17 protein-coding genes are annotated in these 21,746 nt (G+C 71.5%); 9 read left to right on the plus strand and 8 right to left on the minus strand.

Annotated elements, in window-relative coordinates; all coding sequences use genetic code 11:
- Nucleotides 1–210: 210 nt before the first annotated feature.
- Genes BLT59_RS08190 through BLT59_RS08200 form a run of 3 tightly spaced genes read right to left on the minus strand, consistent with a single transcriptional unit; the run spans nucleotide 211 to nucleotide 4,956 of the window.
- On the minus strand, nucleotides 211–3,030 hold the full coding sequence (locus BLT59_RS08190) for a DUF4159 domain-containing protein (protein ID WP_091778350.1): 2,820 nt from the start codon (nucleotides 3,028–3,030) through the stop codon (nucleotides 211–213).
- 7 nt (nucleotides 3,031–3,037) lie between these two features.
- Nucleotides 3,038–3,949 carry a DUF58 domain-containing protein gene (locus BLT59_RS08195; protein WP_091778353.1) on the minus strand — a complete coding sequence of 304 codons (912 nt, stop codon included), beginning with the start codon at nucleotides 3,947–3,949 and terminating at the stop codon, nucleotides 3,038–3,040.
- A gap of 2 nt (nucleotides 3,950–3,951) precedes the next feature.
- Nucleotides 3,952–4,956: an AAA family ATPase gene (locus BLT59_RS08200; protein WP_091778542.1), complete on the minus strand. Its 1,005-nt coding sequence runs from the start codon at nucleotides 4,954–4,956 to the stop codon at nucleotides 3,952–3,954.
- Nucleotides 4,957–5,262: 306 nt separating this feature from the next.
- Here BLT59_RS08200 and BLT59_RS08205 point away from each other — a divergent pair, with 306 nt between their 5' ends.
- The 4 genes from BLT59_RS08205 (at nucleotide 5,263) to BLT59_RS08220 (ending at nucleotide 11,830) form a co-directional block, all read left to right on the plus strand.
- On the plus strand, nucleotides 5,263–8,397 hold the full coding sequence (locus tag BLT59_RS08205) for a rhamnan synthesis F family protein (protein WP_091778355.1): 3,135 nt from the start codon (nucleotides 5,263–5,265) through the stop codon (nucleotides 8,395–8,397).
- Between the two features lie 19 nt (nucleotides 8,398–8,416).
- Entirely contained in the window at nucleotides 8,417–9,949 is a 1,533-nt protein-coding gene (locus tag BLT59_RS08210; RefSeq protein WP_091778357.1) for a glycosyltransferase family 2 protein, read from the plus strand.
- 152 nt (nucleotides 9,950–10,101) lie between these two features.
- Nucleotides 10,102–10,605 carry a cupin domain-containing protein gene (locus BLT59_RS08215; protein WP_091778359.1) on the plus strand — a complete coding sequence of 168 codons (504 nt, stop codon included), beginning with the start codon at nucleotides 10,102–10,104 and terminating at the stop codon, nucleotides 10,603–10,605.
- A gap of 34 nt (nucleotides 10,606–10,639) precedes the next feature.
- Nucleotides 10,640–11,830: an acyltransferase family protein gene (locus tag BLT59_RS08220; protein ID WP_244513901.1), complete on the plus strand. Its 1,191-nt coding sequence runs from the start codon at nucleotides 10,640–10,642 to the stop codon at nucleotides 11,828–11,830.
- Between the two features lie 28 nt (nucleotides 11,831–11,858).
- Here BLT59_RS08220 and BLT59_RS08225 read toward each other — a convergent pair whose 3' ends face one another.
- Complete coding sequence (locus BLT59_RS08225) at nucleotides 11,859–13,124, minus strand: FAD-dependent monooxygenase (protein WP_091778363.1); 1,266 nt, start codon at nucleotides 13,122–13,124, stop codon at nucleotides 11,859–11,861.
- Nucleotides 13,125–13,223: 99 nt separating this feature from the next.
- Here BLT59_RS08225 and tesB point away from each other — a divergent pair, with 99 nt between their 5' ends.
- From tesB to BLT59_RS08240, 3 genes are all read left to right on the plus strand, one after another.
- Nucleotides 13,224–14,123, plus strand: coding sequence for an acyl-CoA thioesterase II (gene tesB, locus BLT59_RS08230; protein ID WP_091778365.1), 900 nt, complete (start codon nucleotides 13,224–13,226; stop codon nucleotides 14,121–14,123).
- 295 nt (nucleotides 14,124–14,418) lie between these two features.
- The gene (locus BLT59_RS08235; protein WP_010683623.1) at nucleotides 14,419–14,757 is read left to right on the plus strand and encodes a P-II family nitrogen regulator; all 339 of its coding nucleotides are present in this window, start codon (nucleotides 14,419–14,421) and stop codon (nucleotides 14,755–14,757) included.
- A gap of 81 nt (nucleotides 14,758–14,838) precedes the next feature.
- Complete coding sequence (locus BLT59_RS08240; protein ID WP_091778367.1) at nucleotides 14,839–16,338, plus strand: ammonium transporter; 1,500 nt, start codon at nucleotides 14,839–14,841, stop codon at nucleotides 16,336–16,338.
- A 211-nt stretch (nucleotides 16,339–16,549) separates the two neighbouring features.
- Here the strand turns inward: BLT59_RS08240 and BLT59_RS08245 are convergent, their stop codons facing one another.
- The gene (locus BLT59_RS08245) at nucleotides 16,550–17,719 is read right to left on the minus strand and encodes a phosphoserine transaminase (RefSeq protein WP_091778369.1); all 1,170 of its coding nucleotides are present in this window, start codon (nucleotides 17,717–17,719) and stop codon (nucleotides 16,550–16,552) included.
- Nucleotides 17,720–17,934: 215 nt separating this feature from the next.
- Here BLT59_RS08245 and BLT59_RS08250 point away from each other — a divergent pair, with 215 nt between their 5' ends.
- On the plus strand, nucleotides 17,935–18,114 hold the full coding sequence (locus BLT59_RS08250) for a hypothetical protein (RefSeq protein WP_091778371.1): 180 nt from the start codon (nucleotides 17,935–17,937) through the stop codon (nucleotides 18,112–18,114).
- Here the strand turns inward: BLT59_RS08250 and trmD are convergent.
- Nucleotides 18,072–18,821, minus strand: coding sequence for a tRNA (guanosine(37)-N1)-methyltransferase TrmD (gene trmD, locus BLT59_RS08255; RefSeq protein ID WP_091778373.1), 750 nt, complete (start codon nucleotides 18,819–18,821; stop codon nucleotides 18,072–18,074). The two genes, BLT59_RS08250 and trmD, sit on opposite strands and share 43 nt — an antisense overlap.
- Before the next feature lie 75 nt (nucleotides 18,822–18,896).
- Between trmD and BLT59_RS08260 the strand changes: the two genes are divergently transcribed.
- On the plus strand, nucleotides 18,897–19,622 hold the full coding sequence (locus BLT59_RS08260) for a class I SAM-dependent methyltransferase (RefSeq protein WP_091778376.1): 726 nt from the start codon (nucleotides 18,897–18,899) through the stop codon (nucleotides 19,620–19,622).
- A 7-nt stretch (nucleotides 19,623–19,629) separates the two neighbouring features.
- Here the strand turns inward: BLT59_RS08260 and BLT59_RS08265 are convergent, their stop codons facing one another.
- Together BLT59_RS08265 and BLT59_RS08270 are read right to left on the minus strand one after the other, a co-directional pair.
- Complete coding sequence (locus BLT59_RS08265) at nucleotides 19,630–20,763, minus strand: aromatic ring-hydroxylating oxygenase subunit alpha (protein WP_091778378.1); 1,134 nt, start codon at nucleotides 20,761–20,763, stop codon at nucleotides 19,630–19,632.
- 326 nt (nucleotides 20,764–21,089) lie between these two features.
- Nucleotides 21,090–21,719, minus strand: coding sequence for an ATPase (locus tag BLT59_RS08270; protein WP_091778380.1), 630 nt, complete (start codon nucleotides 21,717–21,719; stop codon nucleotides 21,090–21,092).
- Between the last annotated feature and the right edge of the window lie 27 nt (nucleotides 21,720–21,746).

Below are 21,746 nucleotides of genomic sequence, written 5' to 3' on the forward strand. Positions count from 1 at the left end.
GGATACGATGCTTCCGTTCCGAGCGCGCCAGCGACGCACTGACTGGACGCGCAACGTCCGGACAGGTCTCACCCCTGACCCTGTCCCTCTCCCGCACGGGAGAGGGGACCCGCGCCCTGTCCTGCCGCCGCATCGCTGCGCCCCCGCTTCGGATCTGCAGACGCGCAGAGGGAAGAGAGGATGCGGTCTCGAGCCGAGTGTCCGAACCCATCACTGTCCCAGCCGCTCCAGCAGCGCCGGCACATGAACCTGATCCGCCTTGTAGTTGCCGGTCAGCGTGTACATCACGATGTTGACGCCGCCGCGGAACGCCATCTCGCGTTGGCGCTGGTCGCCGCCGACGACCGGGTAGAGCGGCTCGCCCCGGCGGCCCACCGCCCAGGCGGCGGCGAGGTCGTTGCCCGTGATGATGATCGGGCTCACCCCGTCGCCCGCGCGGGCCGGGCGGCGCTCGGCGCCCTCGGCGGCGGGCGGCAGCGCCTCCACCCAGGTCTGGCCGGTGGCGTAGCGGCCCGGGAAGCTGTCCACGAGGTAGAACGCCTTCGTGAGCACGTGGTCGAGGGGCACCGGCTCCAGCTCCGGCACCTCGAGCGTCGCCAGCATCTTCCGAAGATACGCACCTTCCGGGGTGGGCGGGCCGCCGGGCCGCGCCGTGAGGCCGTCGCGGGTGTCGAACAGGACCGAGCCGCCGTTGCGCATGAACGCGTCGATCTTGCGGATCGCGACGTCCGAGGGCTGCGGCCGGTTCGGGGCGATCGGCCAGTAGATCAGTGGGTAGAAGGCCAGCTCGTCCTTCGCCGGATCGATGCCGGCAGGCTCGCCCGGCTCCAGGGCGGTACGCGCGGCGAGCATCTGGGTCAGGCCGGTGAGACCGGTGCGGCTCGCCTCGTCGATGGCGGCGTCGCCCGTGATCACGTACGCGAGGCGCGTGACCAGCGCCGATTCGATGCCGTTCGGCCGGTTGGCCGGCGGCTCCTCCGCATGGGCCGGTCGCACCGGCAGGGCGGCGAGCAGGAGCAGCCCAACGAGGGCCAGCACGGCCGGCCGGCCGCGCAGGCGGGCCGCCAGACCGGCGCGGCGCAGGAAGCCGCCGAGCCACAGGCCCGCCAGGGTGTCGAGGGCCAGCAGCAGCAGCGCCAGCGTGAACAGGCTCGGCCGCAGATCCAGGGTCTCGGCCCCGGCGAGCGACCCGAACCGGGCGCCGTCGAGCGCGGCGGTGTCGAGGGGCTTCAGCCGGTCATCCGGTTTCAGGGCGTTCACGCTGATGCCTCCGTCCGGCGGACCGTAGAAGCCCGGTGGATGCTCGAGGTTCGCCCGGTCGGCGTAGTCGGCCGAGACCGCGGTGGCCGAGGCCGGCGGCGAGCCCAGTGCGCCGAACCCGTCCAGGGTCACCCGCGGCGCGAGCACCGGGGCGGCGGCCCGCGTCGCATCCCCCTGGACCGGCGCCGAGGCGCCGGCCAGCGCCACGACGCGCCGGAGCATGTCGATGAACAACCCGGACAGCGGCAGGTTCGACCACGTCGTGTCGGCGGTGACGTGGAACAGCACGATCGTGCCCTGGCCACGCTTCTGCGCGGTCACGATCGGCGTGCCGTCCTGGAGCGACGCCCAGGTCCGGTTCGGCAGGTCGCCGTCCGGCTCGGCCAGGATCTGGCGGCGCACGCCGATATCGGGCGGCGGCGTCAGGCCCGCGAAGGGGCTCTCGGGCGGGAAGGGCGCCAGGGTCTTGGGGCTGTCCCAGGAGAGCGTGCCGCCGAGCGTCCGGCCGCCCCGGCGCAGCCGCACCGGCACAAGCGGATCGTTGCCGGCGGCGAGCCGCGGGCCGGCGAAGCGCAGCAGCATCCCGCCCTCCTTCACGAAGCTCTCGACCCGGGCGGTGGTCTTCTCGTCGAGCGCGCCGACATCGGCGAGCACGAGCACCGAGACCTGATTGTCGAGGAGCTGGTTGATCGAGTCCGCGATCCCCTTGGCGCCCCGCGGCTCCTGCACGTCCGCGAAGGGCTGGAGCGCGCGGGACAGGTAGTAGGTCGGGGCCAGCAGGGGCTGGGCCTGGTCGAGGGTGCCGCCGAACACGAGGCCGACCCGGCGGCGCTTGCCGCGCTCGTCCTGCAGCACCACGGCGCCGGCCGAGCGCTCGCCCGCGATCTCCAGCCGGCTGATGCTGTTGCGCAGCTCCACCGGCATCTCGAAGGTCGCGTCCGCCTCGGTGGCGTCGGCCGCGAAGGCGAAGTCGCGCTCGGCCAGCGGCAGGCCCTTCTGGTCCAGCGCCCGGATCAACCCGGCGTCGCGTCCGTTCGGCGCCGCCCGCAGGGCGTGCGTCACGAGCTTGCCGGCGTTCTCGGTGGCGGTGAGGGCGAGGGCCGGCGGCCTGTCGGCCCGCAGCACCGTGAGGGCCGCGCCCGTGTCGCCCGCCAGGCCGGCGAGGCCCTTCGCGAAGCGCGTGTCGTTCGCGCCGGCCACGCCGTCGCTGATCCAGACGAGGCCGGCGCCGCGGTTCTTGTCGAGGAAGGTCTCGATCGCCGCGAGATGCGCGTCGCGGGCGGGGAGGATCGGGCGCGGCGCGAGGGCGCGCAGGCGCTCCAGGGCGGCGGCGGGCGTCTTCGCCTCGAAGGCGGCGGGGGCGTCGGCGAGGCCGATCACCGCCACTGGGCGCCCGTCCCGGGCGGCGCCCTCGACCGCGTCGGTGGCGACGCGCAGGCGGTCGCGCCAGTCGTGCGCGGCGGGGAAGCCGTTGTCGAGGAGCACGAGGAGCGCGCTGCGGCCGCCCCCGGCTCCGACGCCCCCGGCGTTCCAGACCGGGCCCGCGACCGCGAGGATCAGGGCGGCGGCGATCAGGAGCCGGAGGATCAGCAGCCAGGGCGGCGTGCGCGCCGGGGTCTGCCGCTGCGGGATCAGGTCGGCGACGAGCTTCAGCGGCGGGAAGTTGATCCGGCGCGGGCGCGGCGGGGTCACCCGCAGCAGGAACCACAGGGCCGGCAAGCCGATCAGGGCGGCGAGGGCCAGCGGTGCCGCGAAGGTCAGACCCAGCATGGCGGCCTCACTCCGTGCCGCGGGCGGCGATCAGCGTGGCGAGCCGCAGGGCCGCCTCGCTGGCCGGCCGGTCGGTGCGGTGGATGGTCAGCGTCCAGCCCTGTCCGCGGGCGATGGACGCCAGGGCGGCCCGGTGCTCGGCGATCCGGGCGCGGTAGCGCGCGCCCCAGGCGTCGGCGTCGCCGATGTCGAGGCTGAGGCTGCCCTCGAGGTCGTGCAGCACGGCCTGTCCGGTGAACGGGAAAGTCTCCTCGATCGGATCGACTACCATCAGCAGGTGGCCGCGGCTGCCGCGGCCGGCGAGGCTCTGCACCGAGGCCGCGATCCGGTCAGGGGCGGTCAGGAAGTCGCCGATCAGCACCACCTCGTCGAAGCGGGCGGGGCTCGCCCGGGGCGGCAGGTCCTGAGTCAGGCCGGCTCTGTCCGCCACGAGCGCCTGCGCCAGCCGCTCGACGATCCCCCGGGACGCGGTCGCCCGGGTCAGCCCGAGAAGGCCCACCCGCTCGCCGCCTTCCACGAAGGCGTCGGCGAGCCCCAGCCCCAGGATGATCGCGCGCTCGACCTTCGGGGCCGATGCCAGGTCCGACGCGAAGCCCATGGAAGCCGAGCGGTCGATCCACAGCCAGATGTTGTGGGCTGCCTCCCATTCGCGCTCGCGGACGTAGAGCCGGTCGTCCCGGGCCGAGCGGCGCCAGTCGACGCGCGCCGCGGCCTCGCCGGTGACGAAGGGGCGGAACTGCCAGAAGCTCTCGCCGGGACCCGCCCGGCGGCGGCCGTGGAGGCCGTGGGCCAGCAGGCTCGACACCCGCCGCGCCTCCAGGACGAGGCGGGGCATCTTGTCCGACAGGGCGGTCGCGCCCTCGCTCTCGCGCCGGCCGGGTACGCGCCTGCCCGCGTCGAGGGCGTTCGTCGCAACCAAAGTCAGAGCTTCTCCGCGAGCTTGGCGATCAGTCCCTCGATGGTCTCGCCGTCGGCGCGGGCGGCATAGCTCAGCGCCATGCGGTGCTTGAGCACCGGCTCGGCCAGCGCCTTCACGTCGGCCACGGAGGGCGCGACCCGGCCTTCGATCAGCGCCCGGGCGCGGGCGGCGAGCGTCAGCGCCTGGCTGGCGCGGGGGCCGGGACCCCAGAGGAGCTTGTCCTTCACGATCGCGTCGCCGCTGTCCGGCCGCGCGGCACGGACGAGGTCGAGGATCGCCTCGACCACCGCCTCGCCCACCGGCAGTCGGCGGACAAGGCGCTGGGCGGTGAGCAGCTGCTCGGTGGACATGACGGCGCGCGGGCGCACCTCGTCCACGCCGGTGGTCTCGATCAGGATCCGGCGCTCGGCGGCGCGGTCGGGGTACCCGACGTCGATCTCCAGGAGGAACCGGTCGAGCTGCGCCTCCGGCAGCGGGTAGGTGCCCTCCTGCTCGATCGGGTTCTGGGTCGCCAGCACGTGGAACGGCCGGGGCAGGTCGTGGCGGGCGCCCGCCACCGAGACGTGCCCCTCCTGCATGGCCTGGAGCAGGGCCGACTGCGTGCGCGGGCTCGCCCGGTTGATCTCGTCGGCCATCAGGAGCTGGGTGAAGACCGGCCCCTGCACGAACCGGAAGGCGCGGCGGCGGTCGGCATCCTCCTCTAGGATCTCGGTGCCGAGGATGTCGGAGGGCATCAGGTCCGGGGTGAACTGCACGCGCCGCGCGTCGAGGCCGAGCACCGTGCCGAGGGTCTCGACCAGCTTGGTCTTGGCGAGCCCCGGCAGGCCGACCAGCAGGCCGTGGCCACCGGCCAGGATGGTCACGAGTGCGAGATCGACGACCTCCTCCTGGCCGAAGATCACCCCGTGGATCGCCTCGCGCGCCGCGCCGACCGCGGCGAGGCAGCTCTCCGCCGTCGCCACGATGCCGTCGTCCAGGGCGGTGGCCGGGCTGATCCCCTGCGTCATGCCGATATCCATCTCCTGCCCGGGTCCCGCGGGACCCGCCGGCCAATCCCGCAAGTGTGGGGCTTCTGGTGCCGGGCTGGCAAGGTCGGGATCGCCGCACGCCTGTTCCGCGCGGTTTTGCCCGGATGCCGGGATCCGGGCCGCCCCCGGGCGCAGGTCTTGGCGTCGGCGACCCGGACCTTTAGGAAGGCGCCCAAGCCGGGGCGATCCTCACGCGCGACCGCCGGACCGGCCGAACCCTCTGATGTCTCTCGCGGATCGCGGCGTGGGCAGCTTTGCGGGCTTCCCGCGTATCCGGACCTGACCATGCGCCTTCGAGATGTGTTCGTCGTCGGATCGTCGGAGAAGGCCGGCCTCGCCGGCGCGGCGCAATCCCTCGCGCGCCCGCTGACCCGGCGCCTCAAGGGCCGCCGCCGCAGCGAGCCTCGTCAGGCCGACCTCGTCCGCGCCGTCAAGGAATCCGGCCTGTTTGATCCGGCCTGGTACGCCAGGCGCTACCCCGACGTGGTCGGCGAGGGGATCGATCCGGCGGTGCACTACGCGGTCCATGGCGGGCGGGAGGGGCGCTGGCCGCACCCGCTGTTCCACGGCGATCTCTACCTCGATTCCGTCCCGGGCCTCCGGGCCGAGGGCATCAACCCGCTGCTCCACTACCTCGACCGCGGCGCCGCGTCGGGCATCCGCCCCAACCCGCTGTTCGACCCGGACTGGTACGCGGCGCGCTACCTCGGCGGCGCCGAGCACCGCGCCCGGGCGTTCTCCGATTTCCTCTCGCGGAGCGACACCGACCCGTCGCCGCTGTTCGACACGGCCTGGTACCTGTCACGCTACCCGGATGCCCGCGCGGCCGGCGGCAACGCCCTCAGCCACTTCTTCGAGACCGGCCGGAAGCAGGGCTACCTGCGCAACCCGGAGGAGTTCGCCGGCCTGTCGCGGCACGTCGACCTGATCCGCCGGTCGGGCCTGTTCGACGCCGCGTTCTACCGGGAGCGCTGCCCCGAGGCCGAGACCAGCGGGCTCGAGCCGCTGGAGCACTACGTGATGGCCGGCGGCTACCGCCGCTACGCGCCGCACCCGCTGTTCGATCCCGACTGGTATGCGGCCCAATCCGCCGCGGTGCGGGCCGACAGCCTCAACCCGCTGGTCCACTACCTGGAGCACGGCGCCGCCGAGGGCCTTGATCCGGGACCCTGGTTCGACACGCGCTGGTACACCGAGACCTACTTGCGCGACGACGCGGCCGGGCAGAACCCCCTGGCGCATTTCCTCGCCGACGGGGGCCGCACGACGAGCCCGTCGCCGCGCTTCGACGCGCCCTGGTACCGCGCCCGCTACCCGAAGGTCGCGGCGCTCGGCCTCAACCCGCTGGTCGACTACGTCACGACCGGCCTGGAAGCGGGCCGCCTGACCCGCCGCGTCCCCGGGGCCGCGGTGCCGGAAGCCTCGGACGCGCGCCTCTCCTGCCTGAAGCGCGAACCGCGCCGGCACGGCCGCACGGCCCTGTTCATCACCCACTGCCCCGAGGGACGGATCCGCGGCCATGTCGAACCCTACCTGCGGGCCTTCGCGGAGAACGGGACCGACCTCGTCCTGATCATCGCCGCCGACCAGCACAAGAACGCCGTGCCCCAGGCGATCCTGGATCTCTGCGCCTCCGTCTACCTGCGCGAGAACAGCGGCTTCGACTTCGCGGCCTGGGCGCATGTCCTCCTGGAGGACACCGACCTCCTCGATTCCGAGACGCTCTACCTCGCCAACGACAGCCTCGTCGGGCCCCTCGACCGTGACGACTTCGCCGGCCTGCTCGCGAAGATTGACGCCTTCCCGGAGGCGGTGATCGGGCTGGCCGACAATTTCTACTACAGCCACCACCTCCAGAGCTTCTTCCTGGCCCTGAAGCGGCGCTGCCTGTCGTCCTACGCGTTCAACCACTTCCTCCTGTCGGTGGCGAACTGGCCGGACAAGAACTCGGTCATCACCGAGTACGAGCTGACCTTCTCGCAGCGGATGCGTGCGGCCGGGCTCGGCATGCGCAGCCTGTTCTCGGCCCAGAACAAGCACATGTCGCTGGTCAACGACCCGCGCAACAACCGCACCCTGTTCGACTGGGAGAACATGCTCAGCCAGGGCTTCCCGTTCGTGAAGCGCTCGCTGCTGGGCGAGCACGCCGCGATCGGCGGGGCGGCGGTGCGGGAGGCGATCGCCGAGCGCGGCTTCGACCTCGACCGGCTCGACGTGACCTACACGTATCCGGGGCCGCGGGTCTGGGCGGACCTGCGCAGGCCCCAGGCGCCGGAGCGGCCGCTGCGCGTCGCCTACGTCTCGCCGATGAACTACGCCAACGGCCTCGGCGTGGCGGCCCGCAGCTACGCCCGCGCCCTGCATCGGACCCCTTTCGCGCTGAACGTTCACCCGATGGAGCGGCCGTTCCACGTCCACGCCCGGGTGGCGCCCGCGTGGCAGGCCCGGACCTTCTCGGGCCCCGCCGACGTCGCCCTGGTGCATTTCAACGGCGACAGCTGGCACTCGCTGATGAGCGACCGGCAACGGGCGATCGCCGCGGAGGCGCGGCTGAAGATCGGGCTGTTCGTCTGGGAGACCTCCCACGTGCCCGGCGGCTGGCTGCCCACCGTCGACGGTCTCGACGCGATCTGGGCACCCACGGAGTTCTGCGCGGCGATCTTTCGGCAGATCACCGACATCCCGGTCGACGTCGTGCCCTACGTGGTCGAGAACGAGGCCGGCGAGCCGGTGAGCGCCGCCGCCAAGGCGAACCTGCGCAAGGCCTTCGCGATCGACCCGTCCAAGCGGGTGATCCTCTACGCCTTCGACGGGTCCAGCTACCTCGCTCGCAAGAACCCGCACGCGCTGATCCGCGCCTTCCGGGCGGCCGGGCTGGGACAGGCGGGCTGGCAGCTCGTGCTCAAGACCAAGCACGTCTTCGACCTGCCGGAGGAGGGCAAGAAGCTCCTCGACCTCGTGGGCACGTCCGGCGACGTGGTGGTGATCGACCAGCCGCTGTCCCAGAACGAGCTGGGCGCGCTGTTCGATCTCTGCGCGGTCTACGCCTCGTCGCACTCCTCGGAGGGCTTCGGCCTCACGATCGCCGAGGCGATGGAGATGGGCAAGGTCGTGGTCGCCACCGATTACGGCGGCTGCCGCGACTTCCTCGACGCCGCCTGCGGCTTCCCCGTGAAGGCGGAGGTCACGGCGCTCGACCAGACCTACGGCCCTTATCTCCGCGGCGCCGAGTGGGGCCAGGTGGACGAGGCGGACCTCACCCGGGCCCTCAACGACGCGGCCCGGGCGGTGACCGGCGGCGACGCGGCCCGGATCGGCGGCGCCGCAAGGGCCCGGATCCGCGAGCGGCTGTCCATCGGCGCGGTGGCGAGAGCCATGGAGGCGAGCCTGACCCGCCTCCTGGCGGCCGAACGGTCCTGATTCCCCGGAGACGCGACCCGTGTTGAAGAAGAAGCCGGTCCCGGCCCCGTCGGCCTCGTGGGGCACGCTCCCCTGGCCGGACGCGATCCTGCCGCTGCCCCTCGACGCGCAGCTCCGCCCCCTCGACGAGCGCCGGCTCGGCCAGGTCGCGGCCGGCCAGCTCCCCGCCTGCCGGGCGATCTTCGTCGCCCCCGCGGCCTCCGAGCTGCGCCCCGACCTCGCGGCGCACCTGACGCGCGCATTGGCGGAGCGGCCCGATATCGGCATCTTCTACGGCGACGACGCCGTGGTGGACAGCGCCGGCCAGGTGCGCAGCGTCCACTGCAAGCCGGCCTTCAATCCGGCGCTCCTCATGGCCGACGACTATATCGGCTTCCCGCTGCTCGTCCGCATCTCGGCCCTGGCCGGCCTGAGCCCGGATTTCGGCCTGCGCCACGGCAGCGCCGCCTGGTTCCGGTTCCTGCTCGGCGCGATCTCCGCGGGGATCGGCATCGACCGGATCCCCCAGACCCTGATCGCCTCGCCGCTGGAACGCCCGAAGGCGACGCGCACGGCGCGCGCCCACGCTCTCGACCGGTGGTTCGACACGTCCGGCATGCCGCTGCGCGCGGCCCCCGGACTGACCCCGGACACGCTGGAGATCCGCCGGAGCTTCGACGCGCGGCCGGCCGTGACCCTGGTCGTGCCGACCAACCAGAGCCGCCCGAAGGACGATCAGGGCCGCGCCGTGGAGGGCGCCAAGCCCCACGTGATCAACCTGCTCGACAGTCTCGGCCGCAGCACCTACCCGGCCGACAGGATCCGCGTGCTGATCGGCGACGACGTGGTCGACGACGCGATCTATCGCGGCCGCTCCGACCGCTTCGCCGTGACCCGCCTGCTGACGACTCGGGCACCGGGCGAGCGGTTCAACTACGCGGCCAAGATGAACACGCTCTGGCGCGCGGCCGAGACCGACCTCGTCATCCTGATGAACGACGACTTGGTCGTGCGCCGGCCCGGCTGGATCGAGGCGCTCCTGACCTTCGCGCTGGACCGCGGCGTCGGCGGCGTCGGCGGCCGGCTGCTGTTCCCCACGGGCAAGATCCAGCATGCCGGCATGACCGGCGGCATCTTCGACGTCTTCGCCCATCCCTGGTACAACCGGGACGCGGCCGAGCCGACCTACGGCGATTGGGCCCTGACGCAGCGGGACTGCTCGGCGGTGACCGGGGCGCTCTTCGCCACCCGCAAGGCGGTGCTGGAGGCCGTGAACGGCTTCGATGAGGGCTTCGCCCTCGACTTCAACGACGTCGACCTGTGCCTCAAGATGCGGCAGCTCGGCTACCGCATCGTCTACACGCCCTTCGCCGAGATGGCGCATCACGAGAGCGCCTCGCGGCAGACCAGCTTCGCGCCGGGCTCGCAGATCGCGCGCTTCCTGCGTCGCTGGGGCGACGTCATCGCGGAGGATCCGGCCTACAGCCCGCAGCTGCGCATCGACACCGACGTCGTCGCCCCGCGGGCCGACGCGACGCGCTGGATCACGGAGCGTCGGGCCGACGCGGCCTGAGCGGCCGCCGCGGGCCGGATTAAGGACAACACGCGAAGATCTGAGCGACCTGCTGGAACAGGATGGCCCGAGCCGCTAGGCCCTGAGGGCGAGGCGCGGCCCGTGTCGTCTTCGCCGGACCGGGCCCTGTGCGCCGAGGTGCGGAGCTGAGCGTGAAGAAGTTTTCCCTCGCCGCTGCCCTTCTCGTCGGCCTGGCCATCGTAGGCCTCTACGCGGAAATCCGGCTGCACGAGCAGGGTCGTCCTGTCGCGAGCACGGCGATCCGGCCCGGCGGGGCCGCCTACAGCCTTGCGCCGATCCCGGCGAACTGGGTGATTTCGGGCGATCCGGTCACCGAGGTCGCGGAGGTCTCGCAGACCCATGACGGGAGCGCGCAGGTCTACCTGTGGCGCACCACGGCGAGCACGTTCCGCTGGACCCACCACGCCGACGAGATCATCACCATCCTCGACGGCGAGGTCTTCATCACAGAGGCGGATGGCCGGCGCCATCACCTGACACCGGGCGACGTGGCGCATTTCCCGGTCGGGTCCGTCCAACTCTGGGAGGTGCCCAGGACGCTGCTGAAATCCGCGATCCTCAAGCATCGCAGCCCCACCCTGATCGAAGCGTCCCTGCGCTGGGTGCGCCGGGCCCGCGCGCTCGTTGCCGGCTGAGCTACGCGCGCGGCTTTCCAATGCATCCCTCAGCGTGACGACGATCGAAAGCCGATTTCAGGTTCGATTTGGCAATCTGGTGATACGGCTTGCTAAAGCTTGGCGGGGCATCATCAGATCTTCGACGACGCGAGCCGATCCGATGGCCCACCACCGCGACAGAGAACTCGATGCCGCGCGCGGTCTCGCCATGCTGCTGGTGGTCTATGGACACCTCCTGCAGCCGCTCTTTCTCGATCAATCCTGGATCTCTCAAGGTCCGGCCTTCGATGTCTGGCGCATCATCTACGCCTTCCACATGCCGTTCTTCTTCTTGCTCTGCGGCGTGGCCGATAACATCAAGGGGTACGAGGATTTCGGGGCGTCGGGCCTCTCTGCCCTGAAGCTCCTGCTGACAGCGCTGGCGTTCAGCGCCATTGCGCTCATGCCCCAGCTTCTTAATGGCACGCTGTCGCTGGAGGCCGCGCTGCTGAACCATCTGCGCGGCGACGGGCTCGGCTTGGGCGTGCTCTGGTTCCTGATCGTCCTGGGGCTGGTACGGGTGATCTACGCGGCGGCGCTCGCGGCGGCCCGGCCCTACGGATATTGGCTTGTTCTGGCTGGCGCCCTTGCCGTGTCCTGGCTCTGCAGCGAGCAAGCATTCAGGTTCTGGCAGATCTACTCGCTGGTCGGCGCTCTGCCGTTCTATGTCGCGGGGCGGCGGTTCGGGCGACGCGTCTTCGACGTGTCCGTCTTGCTCGGCTTGTGCAGTCTTGCCGTTCTCCTGCTGTGCGCGCCGAGTAACTTAGTCCATGTCGCAACCGGTCTGTACGGTGACGCGACGCTGTTCGCGGTCGCGGCCGTGGCGGGATGCTGGTTCATGCTGATGGTGGTCGGCCACCTGCGCGGGATGCCGCGTGCGATGGCGGCATACGTAGGCCGGGCGAGTTTCGAACTCTACATCGTAAGCGGCGCTTTTCTCATCCTGTCGCCGCAGCTGCCGGGATGGGACAGGTGGATTTTTCTGGCGCTGTTGGCCGCCGTCGGTCTGCCGCTGCACATGATCGCGGCGTACTTCTTGCGCAGGCCGATCCGGTCCGTCCGCAAGGCCGCCGACGGTGTCGGCGACCGGTTGATCGCTGCCGTACCGGCGAACTGGGCGGTTCTGGCGCTCGGGCCGATACGATTCCGGAACGCGGGGCGCCCACGGGTCTCGGGGCCCGGCCCAGCTCCGGACCAGGCCTGAAGACCGCACCCGGCGGGACGAGGTCTCCTCAGAGTGCTTCGCCCCGCATCAGCCGCGGTCGCGATCCACGCGCGGCCGCGGCCTCGCCGATGAAGAAGCGCTTGAGCCCCGGCAGCCGGTCCACGATCCCGAGGCCGAGGTCACGGGCGAGCCGCAGCGGCAGGGCGTCGTTCGAGAACAGGCGATTCAGCCCGTCGGTCGTTGCCGCCATGGCGAAGCTGTCGAAGCGCCGGGCGCGTTCATAAGCGCGCAGCACGTCGGGGCCGCCGGGATCGAGGCCGAGACGCAGCGCACCGGTCACGGCCTCGGCCAGCGCCGCGGCATCCGCGAGCGCGAGATTGAGGCCCTGGCCGGCGATCGGATGGATCACGTGGGCAGCGTCGCCCAGCAGGGCGAGGCGCTCGGCGCGGAAGGCCCGGGCGATGCCGAAGGCGAGGGGATGCCGGCTCGGACCGTGCTCAAGGGCGAGCGCGCCGAGATCCAGGGTGAACCGGCGCTCGATCTCGGCCAGCACCTCGTCGGGCTCGCCGGAGAGCAGGGCTTCGGCATCAACCGACCGCTCGGTCCAGACGATGGAGGAACGGTGCCCCAGAGAGCCGCCGTCCCGCAGCGGCAGGATCGCGAAGGGGCCCGCGGGCAGGAAATGCTCGAAGGCGCGGCCCCCGTGCGGCCGGGCATGGCCGATCGTCGCCACGATGCCGACCTGCGGGTAGGACCAGCCGACCCAGCCGATCCGCGCCGCCTCGCGCAGCCGCGATCGCGCTCCGTCGGCGGCCACCAGCAGATCGCCCCGCAGGGACTCGCCGGTCGTCAGCGTCGCCCGGATCGCGGAACCCTCCGGCAGGGCGCGCACCACCCCCGCGGTCTCGATCGCCACCCCGGCCGCCCGGCAGGCCTCGGCCAGGGCCACGGCCAGCGGTTCGGCCTCGATCATGTGGGCGAAGGGCTCGCCGTCACCGCGCTCCTCGTCCGCCTCGCGGCCGAAGGTCAGGAAGACCGGCCGCACCGGGTCGGCAAGACGGCTGTCGCTGATCACCATCTCGGTGATCGGCTCGGCCGCGTCGGCGGTGCGGGCCCACAGGCCGAGTCGGTCCAGCATCCGCCGGCCGCCCGCCGCGAGTGTGTAGGCGCGACCGCGATGCCGCGCGGGATCCGCGCCGCCCGGATCGATCACCGTGACGGCCAGCGCCGGCCCGTGGGCCTGCTTCAGGGCGAGGGCGAGGGCGAGGCTGGGCAGTCCGCCGCCGGCCATCAGGAGGCGGCGGCTGCCGGGTCGGGGCGTCTCGACCGTCATCGTGGCGGATCTCCTTGGCTCCCGCATGCGGGGCGCGTGGATTGGTACGTTCGAAAAGCCTATGTCGCATGCGGGCAACGAACGGAAACCCCGCGGGCCATGACCGACGCCAACACCGACGCGATGACGGATGCCGTCGCCGAGCTGATCGCCATCCTTGATCTCGAGCGGCTGGAGGTCGACCTGTTCCGGGGCCAGAACCCGAAGACGGGCTGGCGGCGGGTCTTCGGCGGGCAGGTGGTCGCGCAGGCGCTGGTCGCCGCGACCCGGACGGTGCCGGACGACCGCCCGGCGCATTCGCTGCACGCCTACTTCATGCTGCCGGGCGATCCCCGCACGCCCATCGTCTACGAGGTCGAGCGCATCCGGGACGGACGGAGCTTCACGACCCGCCGGGTCAAGGCGATCCAGCACGGGCGCGCGATCTTCGCCACGACGGTCTCCTATCAGGTCGTGGAAGAGGGATTGACCCACCAGCCCACGATGCCGACGGTGGCCGGACCGGAGGGGCTCCTCGACGGCAAGGCCCTGGCGGCGGCCGGCGGCACCGGCATGCCGGAGGCGATCGCCGCGTATTTCGGCCGGGAGCGTCCGATCGCACTGCGGCCGGTCGATCTGAACCGCTACCTGCCCGCTGGCGCGGGCGGCCGGGCACCCACGCCGATCTTCAATGTCTGGTTGCGAGCGGCTTCGACGCTGCCGGACGATCCGGCGCTCCATCGGGCGGTATTGGCCTACGCCTCCGACATGACCCTGCTCGACGTCTCGCTGATCCCGCACGCGCGCTCCGTGTTCGATCCGACAATCCAGGCGGCGAGCCTCGACCACGCACTCTGGTTCCACCGACCCGTCAGAATCGACGATTGGCTTCTCTACGCGCAGGACAGCCCGGTTGCCGGCGGCGCGCGCGGTTTCGCTCGGGGCCAGATTTTCGATCGGGCCGGCAACCTCGTGGCCTCGGTCGCGCAGGAGGGATTGATCCGTCCCACGCGGGATTAAACGACAATCTCGTGCGTGTGTTGCGCAGTTGCAACGGGGTGGTATGCACAGAATTGGGCAATTTGCATTATTGGTGTGCGGCTTGGCCCAAGAGGTTGCCCTGGTTCTGGTCGCTGCCGGCTAATCCGTAGGCAGAATGGCGAAGGACAAAAACGTTCCGCGGCGTGCTTGGCTGGCATAGTCCTTGAATGGCGGCGTTCGACCGCGGGTCATCCCGAGCTTGCGGACGGTCCGGGCCGTCCTGCATGTCGGGTGACGGCAACGGTTCCCAAGGACTTCGAAGGGGGCGTCGCCCATGAAAATCGTGATGGCCATCATCAAGCCGTTCAAGCTCGAGGAGGTGCGCGACGCGCTCACCGGAATCGGCGTCCACGGCCTGACGGTGACAGAGGTGAAGGGCTATGGCCGCCAGAAGGGCCACACCGAGATCTACCGCGGCGCGGAATACGCGGTCAGCTTCCTACCCAAGCTGAAGATCGAGGTCGCCGTCGCCTCCGACCTGACATCCAGCGTGATCGACGCCATCGCCGGGGCCGCCCGTACCGGCCAGATCGGCGACGGGAAGATCTTCGTGATGCCGCTGGAAAAGGCGGTGCGCATCCGGACCGGCGAGACCGACGCCGACGCCCTCTGATCCGCGGCCCGGAGCGCCCGGGCCCGCCGATTTCAAGACCGCCTGACACAACACGGATCTAAGACCGGGAGCCACGTGCCCATGAAACTTCGTCATGCCCTCATGCTCGGCTTGGGAGGTGCGGCAATCGCCGCCCTCCTGATCGAGCCATCCCTCGCACAGACGCCGACCCCGGAAGCCGCCTCGCCGCCACCCTCGCCGATCCCCAACAAGGGCGATACGGCCTGGATGATGATCTCGTCGGCCCTGGTGCTGATGATGAGCGTCCCGGGCCTGGCCCTGTTCTACGGCGGCCTCGTGCGCACCAAGAACATGCTGTCGGTGCTCACCCAGGTCTTCGCGATCGTGTCGATCGTCGGGCTGCTCTGGGTGTTCTACGGCTACAGCCTCGCCTTCACCAACGGCGGCGGCCTGAATGACTTCGTCGGCGGCTTCTCGAAGGCGTTCCTGAAGGGCATCGACGCGAATTCGACGGTGGCCACCTTTTCGAACGGCGTCGTGATCCCGGAATACGCCTATCTGTGCTTCCAGATGACGTTCGCCATGATCACGCCCGCGCTGATCGTCGGCGCCTTCGCCGAGCGGATGAAGTTCTCCGCGCTGGTGGTGTTCACGATCCTCTGGGTCACGGTCATCTACTTCCCGATGGCCCACATGGTCTGGTACTGGGGCGGCCCGGACGCCGTCGGCAACGCCGCCAAGGCGCTGGCCGCCGCCACCGACGACGCCTCGAAGGCGACCGCCCAGGCGGCGCTGGACGCGGTCAACAAGGATGCCGGCTTCCTCTTCCAGAAGGGCGCGCTCGACTTCGCGGGCGGCACCGTGGTCCACATCAACGCGGGCATCGCCGGCTTCGTCGGCTGCCTGATCATGGGCAAGCGCATCGGTTACGGCCGCGACCTGCTCGCCCCGCACTCCCTGACCATGACCATGATCGGCGCCTCGCTGCTGTGGGTCGGCTGGTTCGGCTTCAACGCCGGCTCGAACCTCGAGTCCAACGGCACCGCCGCGCTCGCCATGCTCAACACCTTCGTGGCGACCTGCGGCGCCGCGGTGGCGTGGCTGTTCGCCGAGTGGGCCCTCAAGGGCAAGCCGTCGCTGCTCGGCATGCTGTCGGGCGCGGTCGCCGGCCTCGTCGCCGTCACCCCGGCCTCCGGCTTCGCCGGCCCGATGGGGTCGATCGTGCTCGGCCTCGTCGCCGGCGTGGTCTGCTTCGTGATGTGCTCCACCGTGAAGAACGCGCTCGGCTACGACGACTCGCTGGACGTCTTCGGCGTTCACTGCATCGGCGGCATCCTGGGCGCGCTGGCGACCGGCATCCTGGTCGACCCGAACCTCGGCGGCGTCGGCATCCCCGACTATACCTCGAAGCCGGGCGAGCTGGCGGTCGGTGCCTACGACATGATGAGCCAGCTCATCATCCAGGCCGAGGCGGTCGGCCTGACGCTCCTGTGGTCGGGCATCGGCTCGGCGATCCTCTACAAGCTCGTCGACGTGACGATCGGCCTGCGTGTCACGCAGGAGGAGGAGCGCGAGGGTCTCGACATCGCCGATCACGGCGAGCGCGCCTACAACTACTGAGACGGACGGCGCGGCCCCGCGGGGCCGCGTCCACGCACAAGAAAACCCCGGCTCCGAAAGGGCCGGGGTTTTTTTCATTAGGCCGTCATCGCGAGCGCAGCGAAGCGACTCAGGGCAGCGTTACGGTTGGAAATGGCGCGAAAGCCCGGATCGCTTCGCTCCGCTCGCAAAGGCGATGCGGGACTGCGACCGGGCATCGACCCCCGAGCTTCTACGCCGCCCGCGTCAGCGCCGCCTTCTCCTCCGCGAAGGCCCAGTCGAGCCAGGGCGTCAGGGCCTCGAGATCGGCGGTCTCCACGGTGGCGCCGCACCAGATCCGGAGGCCCGCCGGCGCGTCGCGATAGGCGCCGATGTCGAGGGCGACGCCCTCCCGGTCGAGGCGCTCGACGATCCCCGCCGCGAAGGCCGAGACCGCTGCGTCGCCGCGGGCGAGCACGTCCGGATCGGCGATCACGAGGCAGACGCCCGTGTTCGAGTAGGTGGCGGGATCGACGGCCAGCGGTGCGATCCAGGGCGTGCGCGCCACCCAGTCGTAGATGACCTTGGCGTTGGCATCGGCCCGCGCGTGCAGCGCCTTCAGGCCGCCGATCCGCTCGGCCCAGTCCAGGGTGTCGAGATAGTCTTCGACGGCCAGCATCGAGGGCGTGTTGATCGTGTCGCCCTTGAAGATGCCCTCGATCAGCTTGCCGTCCTTGGTGAGGCGGAAGATCTTCGGCAGGGGCCAGGACGGCGTGTGGCTCTCCAGCCGCGCCACGGCGCGGGGCGAGAGGATCAGCATGCCGTGCGCCGCCTCGCCGCCCATGACCTTCTGCCAGGAGAAGGTCACGACATCGAGCTTGTCCCAGGGCAGGGCCTGCGCGAAGGCCGCCGAGGTGGCGTCGCAGATCGTCAGGCCCTCGCGGTCGGCCGCAATCCAGTCGCCGTCCGGCACCTTCACGCCGGCCGCGGTGCCGTTCCAGGTGAAGACCACGTCGCTGCGCCGCGTGTCGATCGCCGCGAGGTCCGGCAGGATCCCGTAGGGGGTCTGGTGGATGCGGGGCGCGATCTTGAGCTGCTTCAGCGCGTCCGTGACCCACTCCTTGCCGAACGCCTCCCAGGCGGCGACCTCGACGGGCTTCGGCCCGAGCAACGTCCACATCGCCATCTCGACGGCGCCGGTGTCGGAGGCCGGCACGATGCCGATCCGATAGTCGGCGGGCACCTGCAGGACCGCGCGGGTCAGGTCGATGGCCCGGCCGAGCTTGGCCTTGCCGACGGGAGAGCGGTGCGACCGGCCGAGGGCGGCGTCGGCCAGGGCGGCCGGGGTCCAGCCGGGGCGCTTGGCGCAGGGGCCGGAGGAGAAATGGGGCACGCGCGGGCGCTGCGTGGGGCGGCTGGTCATGGCGGATCCATCCTTGCAGAGGGACGCTCTCCCGCGGGGAGGCGCGTCCCGGCTCGCGCATGCGCCGAAACCGGCCGGCTTGCAAGCGCCTGTCCCGCCAGCAGTCTTCGCGGCGCTGCCCCTGGCCGGGACAGTGCCGCGGGCGGCGGGGAACAGTCGATTAAGCGGGGCTCGTTAGCCTTAATGAGGTGCCGCGTAGCGTTTGAGGTGCGCCGATGTCTTTCCACAGCGCCGCGATATTGGCGGTCTGGTCCGTTCTACTCTTGGTTATTGGGGCCTTAATACCCCGCCTGCTGCTGGCGAGCCGGACACCGCGGCTCGTGCCGCAGCCGCTGCAACTCGACCCGCTGGATTACGACCGCGACGGCCCGGTGATCGACCTCGAGCCGGCCTGACCGGGGACGCCCCCGTCGCGCAAATCCGGGCGCCGCTCGGCGGTGATCCGCTCCGCCTCCGCCCGCCGCCAGCGGGCGATGGCGGCGTGGTTGCCGCCGGAGAGGACGTCCGGGATCGCGCGGCCCTCCCACTCGCGGGGGCGCGTGTAGTGCGGGTACTCGAGGAGCCCGCCCTCGAAGCTCTCCTCGACGCCGGATTCCATCTTGCCCATCACGCCGGGCAGGAGCCGCACGCAGGCATCCAGCACCACCAGGGCGGCGATCTCGCCGCCCGACAGCACGTAGTCGCCGATCGAGACCTCCTCCAGGCCGCGCCCGGCGATCACGCGCTCGTCGACGCCCTCGAAGCGGCCGCAGACGATCAGGGCCCCCGGTCCCGCGGCGAGGTCGCGGACGCGGGCCTGGGTGAGCGGCCGGCCGCGCGGCGACATCAGAAGGCGCGGGCGCGCATCCTCCGCGCCGGTCGCGGCGTCGATGGCGGCGCCGAGCACGTCGCAGCGCAGCACCATCCCGGCCCCGCCGCCGGCCGGCGTGTCGTCCACCGAGCGGTGGCGGCCGAGCCCGTGCTCGCGGATGTTGCGGGCCTCCAGAGTCCAGTCGCCCCGCGCCAGGGCATCGCCCGACAGGGAGACACCCAGCGGGCCCGGGAACATCTCCGGGTAGAGGGTCAGGATCGTGGCCCGCCAGGGCGTGTCCGCGCGCGTCATGGCGCTTGATGGCGCGCGGGGTGCGGCACGGTCAACGGGCTCGGCACCGCCGGGGCGCCCGGCGTGTTGACGGCCATGATCCGCGCCCTCGCTCTCCTCGCCGTCGCCGTCGCCGTGCTCGGCCCGGCCCTCGCCGCCGAGCCCCTGGCGCCTCCGGGCGCGCCCGCCAGCGCCTTCCCCAGGCCTCACCGGCCCGTGGCCGAGATCGTCGCGCCGCGCTGGTCCTCGGAGGCCGAGCGCGACAAAGCCGGCGAGTTCGAGCAGGTCGCCATAGGGATGGGCATCGCCCCCGGCGAGACGGTGGCGGATATCGGCGCCGGCAGCGGCTACTACGCGGTGCGGCTGAGCCCTCGGGTCGGGCCGCGGGGCCGCGTGCTCGCCGAGGACGTGACGCCGTCCTACCTGTCAGCCCTGGAGACGCGGGTGATGCCGCTCAGGAACGTGACGGTCGTGCGCGGCGAGCCCCACGACCCGCGCCTGCCCCCGGCCTCGGTCGACGCGGCGATCCTCGTCCACATGTACCACGAGATCACCCAGCCCTTCGGCCTGCTCCACAACCTGGCCGCCGCGATGCGCCCGGGTGGCCGGGTCGGGATCGTGGATGCCAACGCCATCCCGTCGCGGCACGGCACGCCGCCGGCGCTCCTGCGCTGCGAGCTCGCCGCCGCGGGCTACCGGGAGACCGGCTTCCAGCCGCTTGCGGACGGGGCCTACCTGGCAGTGTTCGCGGCGCCCGCGCCGGACGCCCGCCCGAGGCCGGAGACGATCCGTCCCTGCCGCGACGACGCGACGGGGCGGTAGCGGCGCCTCAGGAGCGCCAGCGCAGCTCGCGGCGTTCCAGCGGGTTGACGAACGGGCGCCCGTCGCGGGCCGATTCCAGGGCCTCGCGCTTGAGCCGGAAATACCATTGCGAGGGCAGGTCGCCCTGGCCGAACAGCACCATGGTGGGCTTGCGGTCGAGCCCGTCCTGCGCGTGCTGGAGCACCTGCTGGTCCTGGGTCAGGAACTGCCGCATCAGCGGGCGCGCGACCGGCTTGAGCAGGTTCAGGGGCGGCATGCTCCAGTAGAGGGCGTTGGTGAGTAGCGTCCGGTCCGGCGTCAGCGGCGTCGCGAAGGTGTAGTTCGCCACCCGCTTCTCCCCCGCGCGAATGCGCTCCAGCCGCACGCCCGGCAGGCGGAACTCGATCTCGACCTCCGGGATGCCGCCGAGCAGGCGGTAGACCGGCGAACTCGTCGTGGTCGCGTGGCTCGTCATCACGAAGCCGTGGGGAACCGGCTGGAAGGTCTTCACCTTCTCGCGGAGCTGCTTCGAGGGTCGGAACCACCACGTATCGTGGACGAAGGCGACGTGCCCGGGATCGACGAGGCTCAGCGTCGTCAGGTCGAAGGAGGCCTCGACCACGAGTTCGACGACGAGCGACCCGGCCGGCTCGAAATCCAGCGTCGGCACCTCCGGCACCGTGCCGGCGGCGGGGCCGAGATGCGGGTTCACCCAGAGGAAGCCGGCGCTCTCGCGGATGGGGAAGCGCTGGACCTGGATGCGCGAGAAATCGGCGGCGTCGTGCTCCGACAGGGTCGGGACGTCGCGGCAACGCCCGTCGGTGCCGAAGCGCCAACCGTGGAACGGGCACATCAGGGTGCCGCCGTCGAAGCGCCCCTTCGACAGGGCCATGCCGCGATGGGGGCAGCGGTCGCGCAGCGCGAACGGCGTGCCGTCGGGGGCGCGGCCGAGCACGATCTGCTCGCCGTTCAACTCAACGGCCCGCAGGCCGGTCCGGCTGCCCGCTTTACCGAGGCTGCGGGACTGCCCGACGCAGTACCACGCGTTGCCGAGCGGCTGGCGCATCGCGTCGGGATCGAGCGCGGCCTCGTCGGCAGGGCGGGACGGATTGGCGAAGGGCGCGTTCAAGGCGGTTCGGGCTGACCTCGGAGGATCCGTCATACGCCCGGCCGCCGGGGCGGGGAAGCGCCGGCAAGGGATCGGGCCGGGGTGGACAAAGGGGCGCAGGCGAGGGGCTTCACAAGCCGGGCCCGGCCACCTAACTTCGCCTCATCCGCAACCAACGAAAGGAGGTGATCCAGTGTCTCATTGTCATCAGCCGTGTGTCTCGGCTCATCGGACCTGGACCGTCGCCTCCGGCGCGTCGCTCTAAGACGCGTCAGAGACCCGATCTCGGGACAGTTCCGCCGGACATCACGGTTCGGCAATGGAAGGGCCACCCTCTCGGGTGGCCCTTCGGCTTTTCAGGGATGGGGCAGGTCGCGCCGTCAGCGCCGCTGGGCCTGGAACAGCGGCTGGGCCAGCGCCTCGGTTCGAGCGCGCCACAGGTCGCGCTCCTCGCGCAGGCTGTCGCGCTCGCCTGCCAGGGTCAGGCGCTCCGACCGCAGCGCGTCGCGTTCCGCCATGGCCCGGTCGCGCTCGGCGCGCAGCTCCTCGCGCTCGATCCGGAAGCGCTCCCGCTCGCTGCGAAACTCTTCGCGCTCGCTGCGGACCTCTTCCTGCTCGTTCCGCAGATCCTCCAGCGAGCCGATCTCGTCGCGGATATGTTCGCGCAGGGTCCGGATCTCGTCGGCCAGAATGGCCTGCAATTCGTCCTGACGCTCCGCCTCCACCCGGAGCTTGGCCTTGAGCATCAGGTTCTCGGCCATCAGCTCGGCGATATCGGGATCCTCCGCCGTCGCCCGCGGCGCCTCGGGGCTTGGCACGACGCGGGGCGACCAGGCCGCCTCGCCGCCGCGAGCCCGCTTCGGCTCCGGCTGGGCCTCCACCGGCCGCACGTCGCTGCGCGTCTCCATCGGCGCTTGGGCCTTCATCGCGGTCAGCCAGTCGCGGAGCGGACCGGTTGCGGGAAAGCTGCCGGACTCGGTCGGCGAGAGAGAGCGGGCGGGTTCCGACATCGGCGGGCGTCCTGAGCGAATATGGCC

Origin of the sequence: Methylobacterium sp. UNC378MF (genome assembly GCF_900103195.1) — a bacterium.
Taxonomy (GTDB): Bacteria; Pseudomonadota; Alphaproteobacteria; order Rhizobiales; family Beijerinckiaceae; genus Methylobacterium.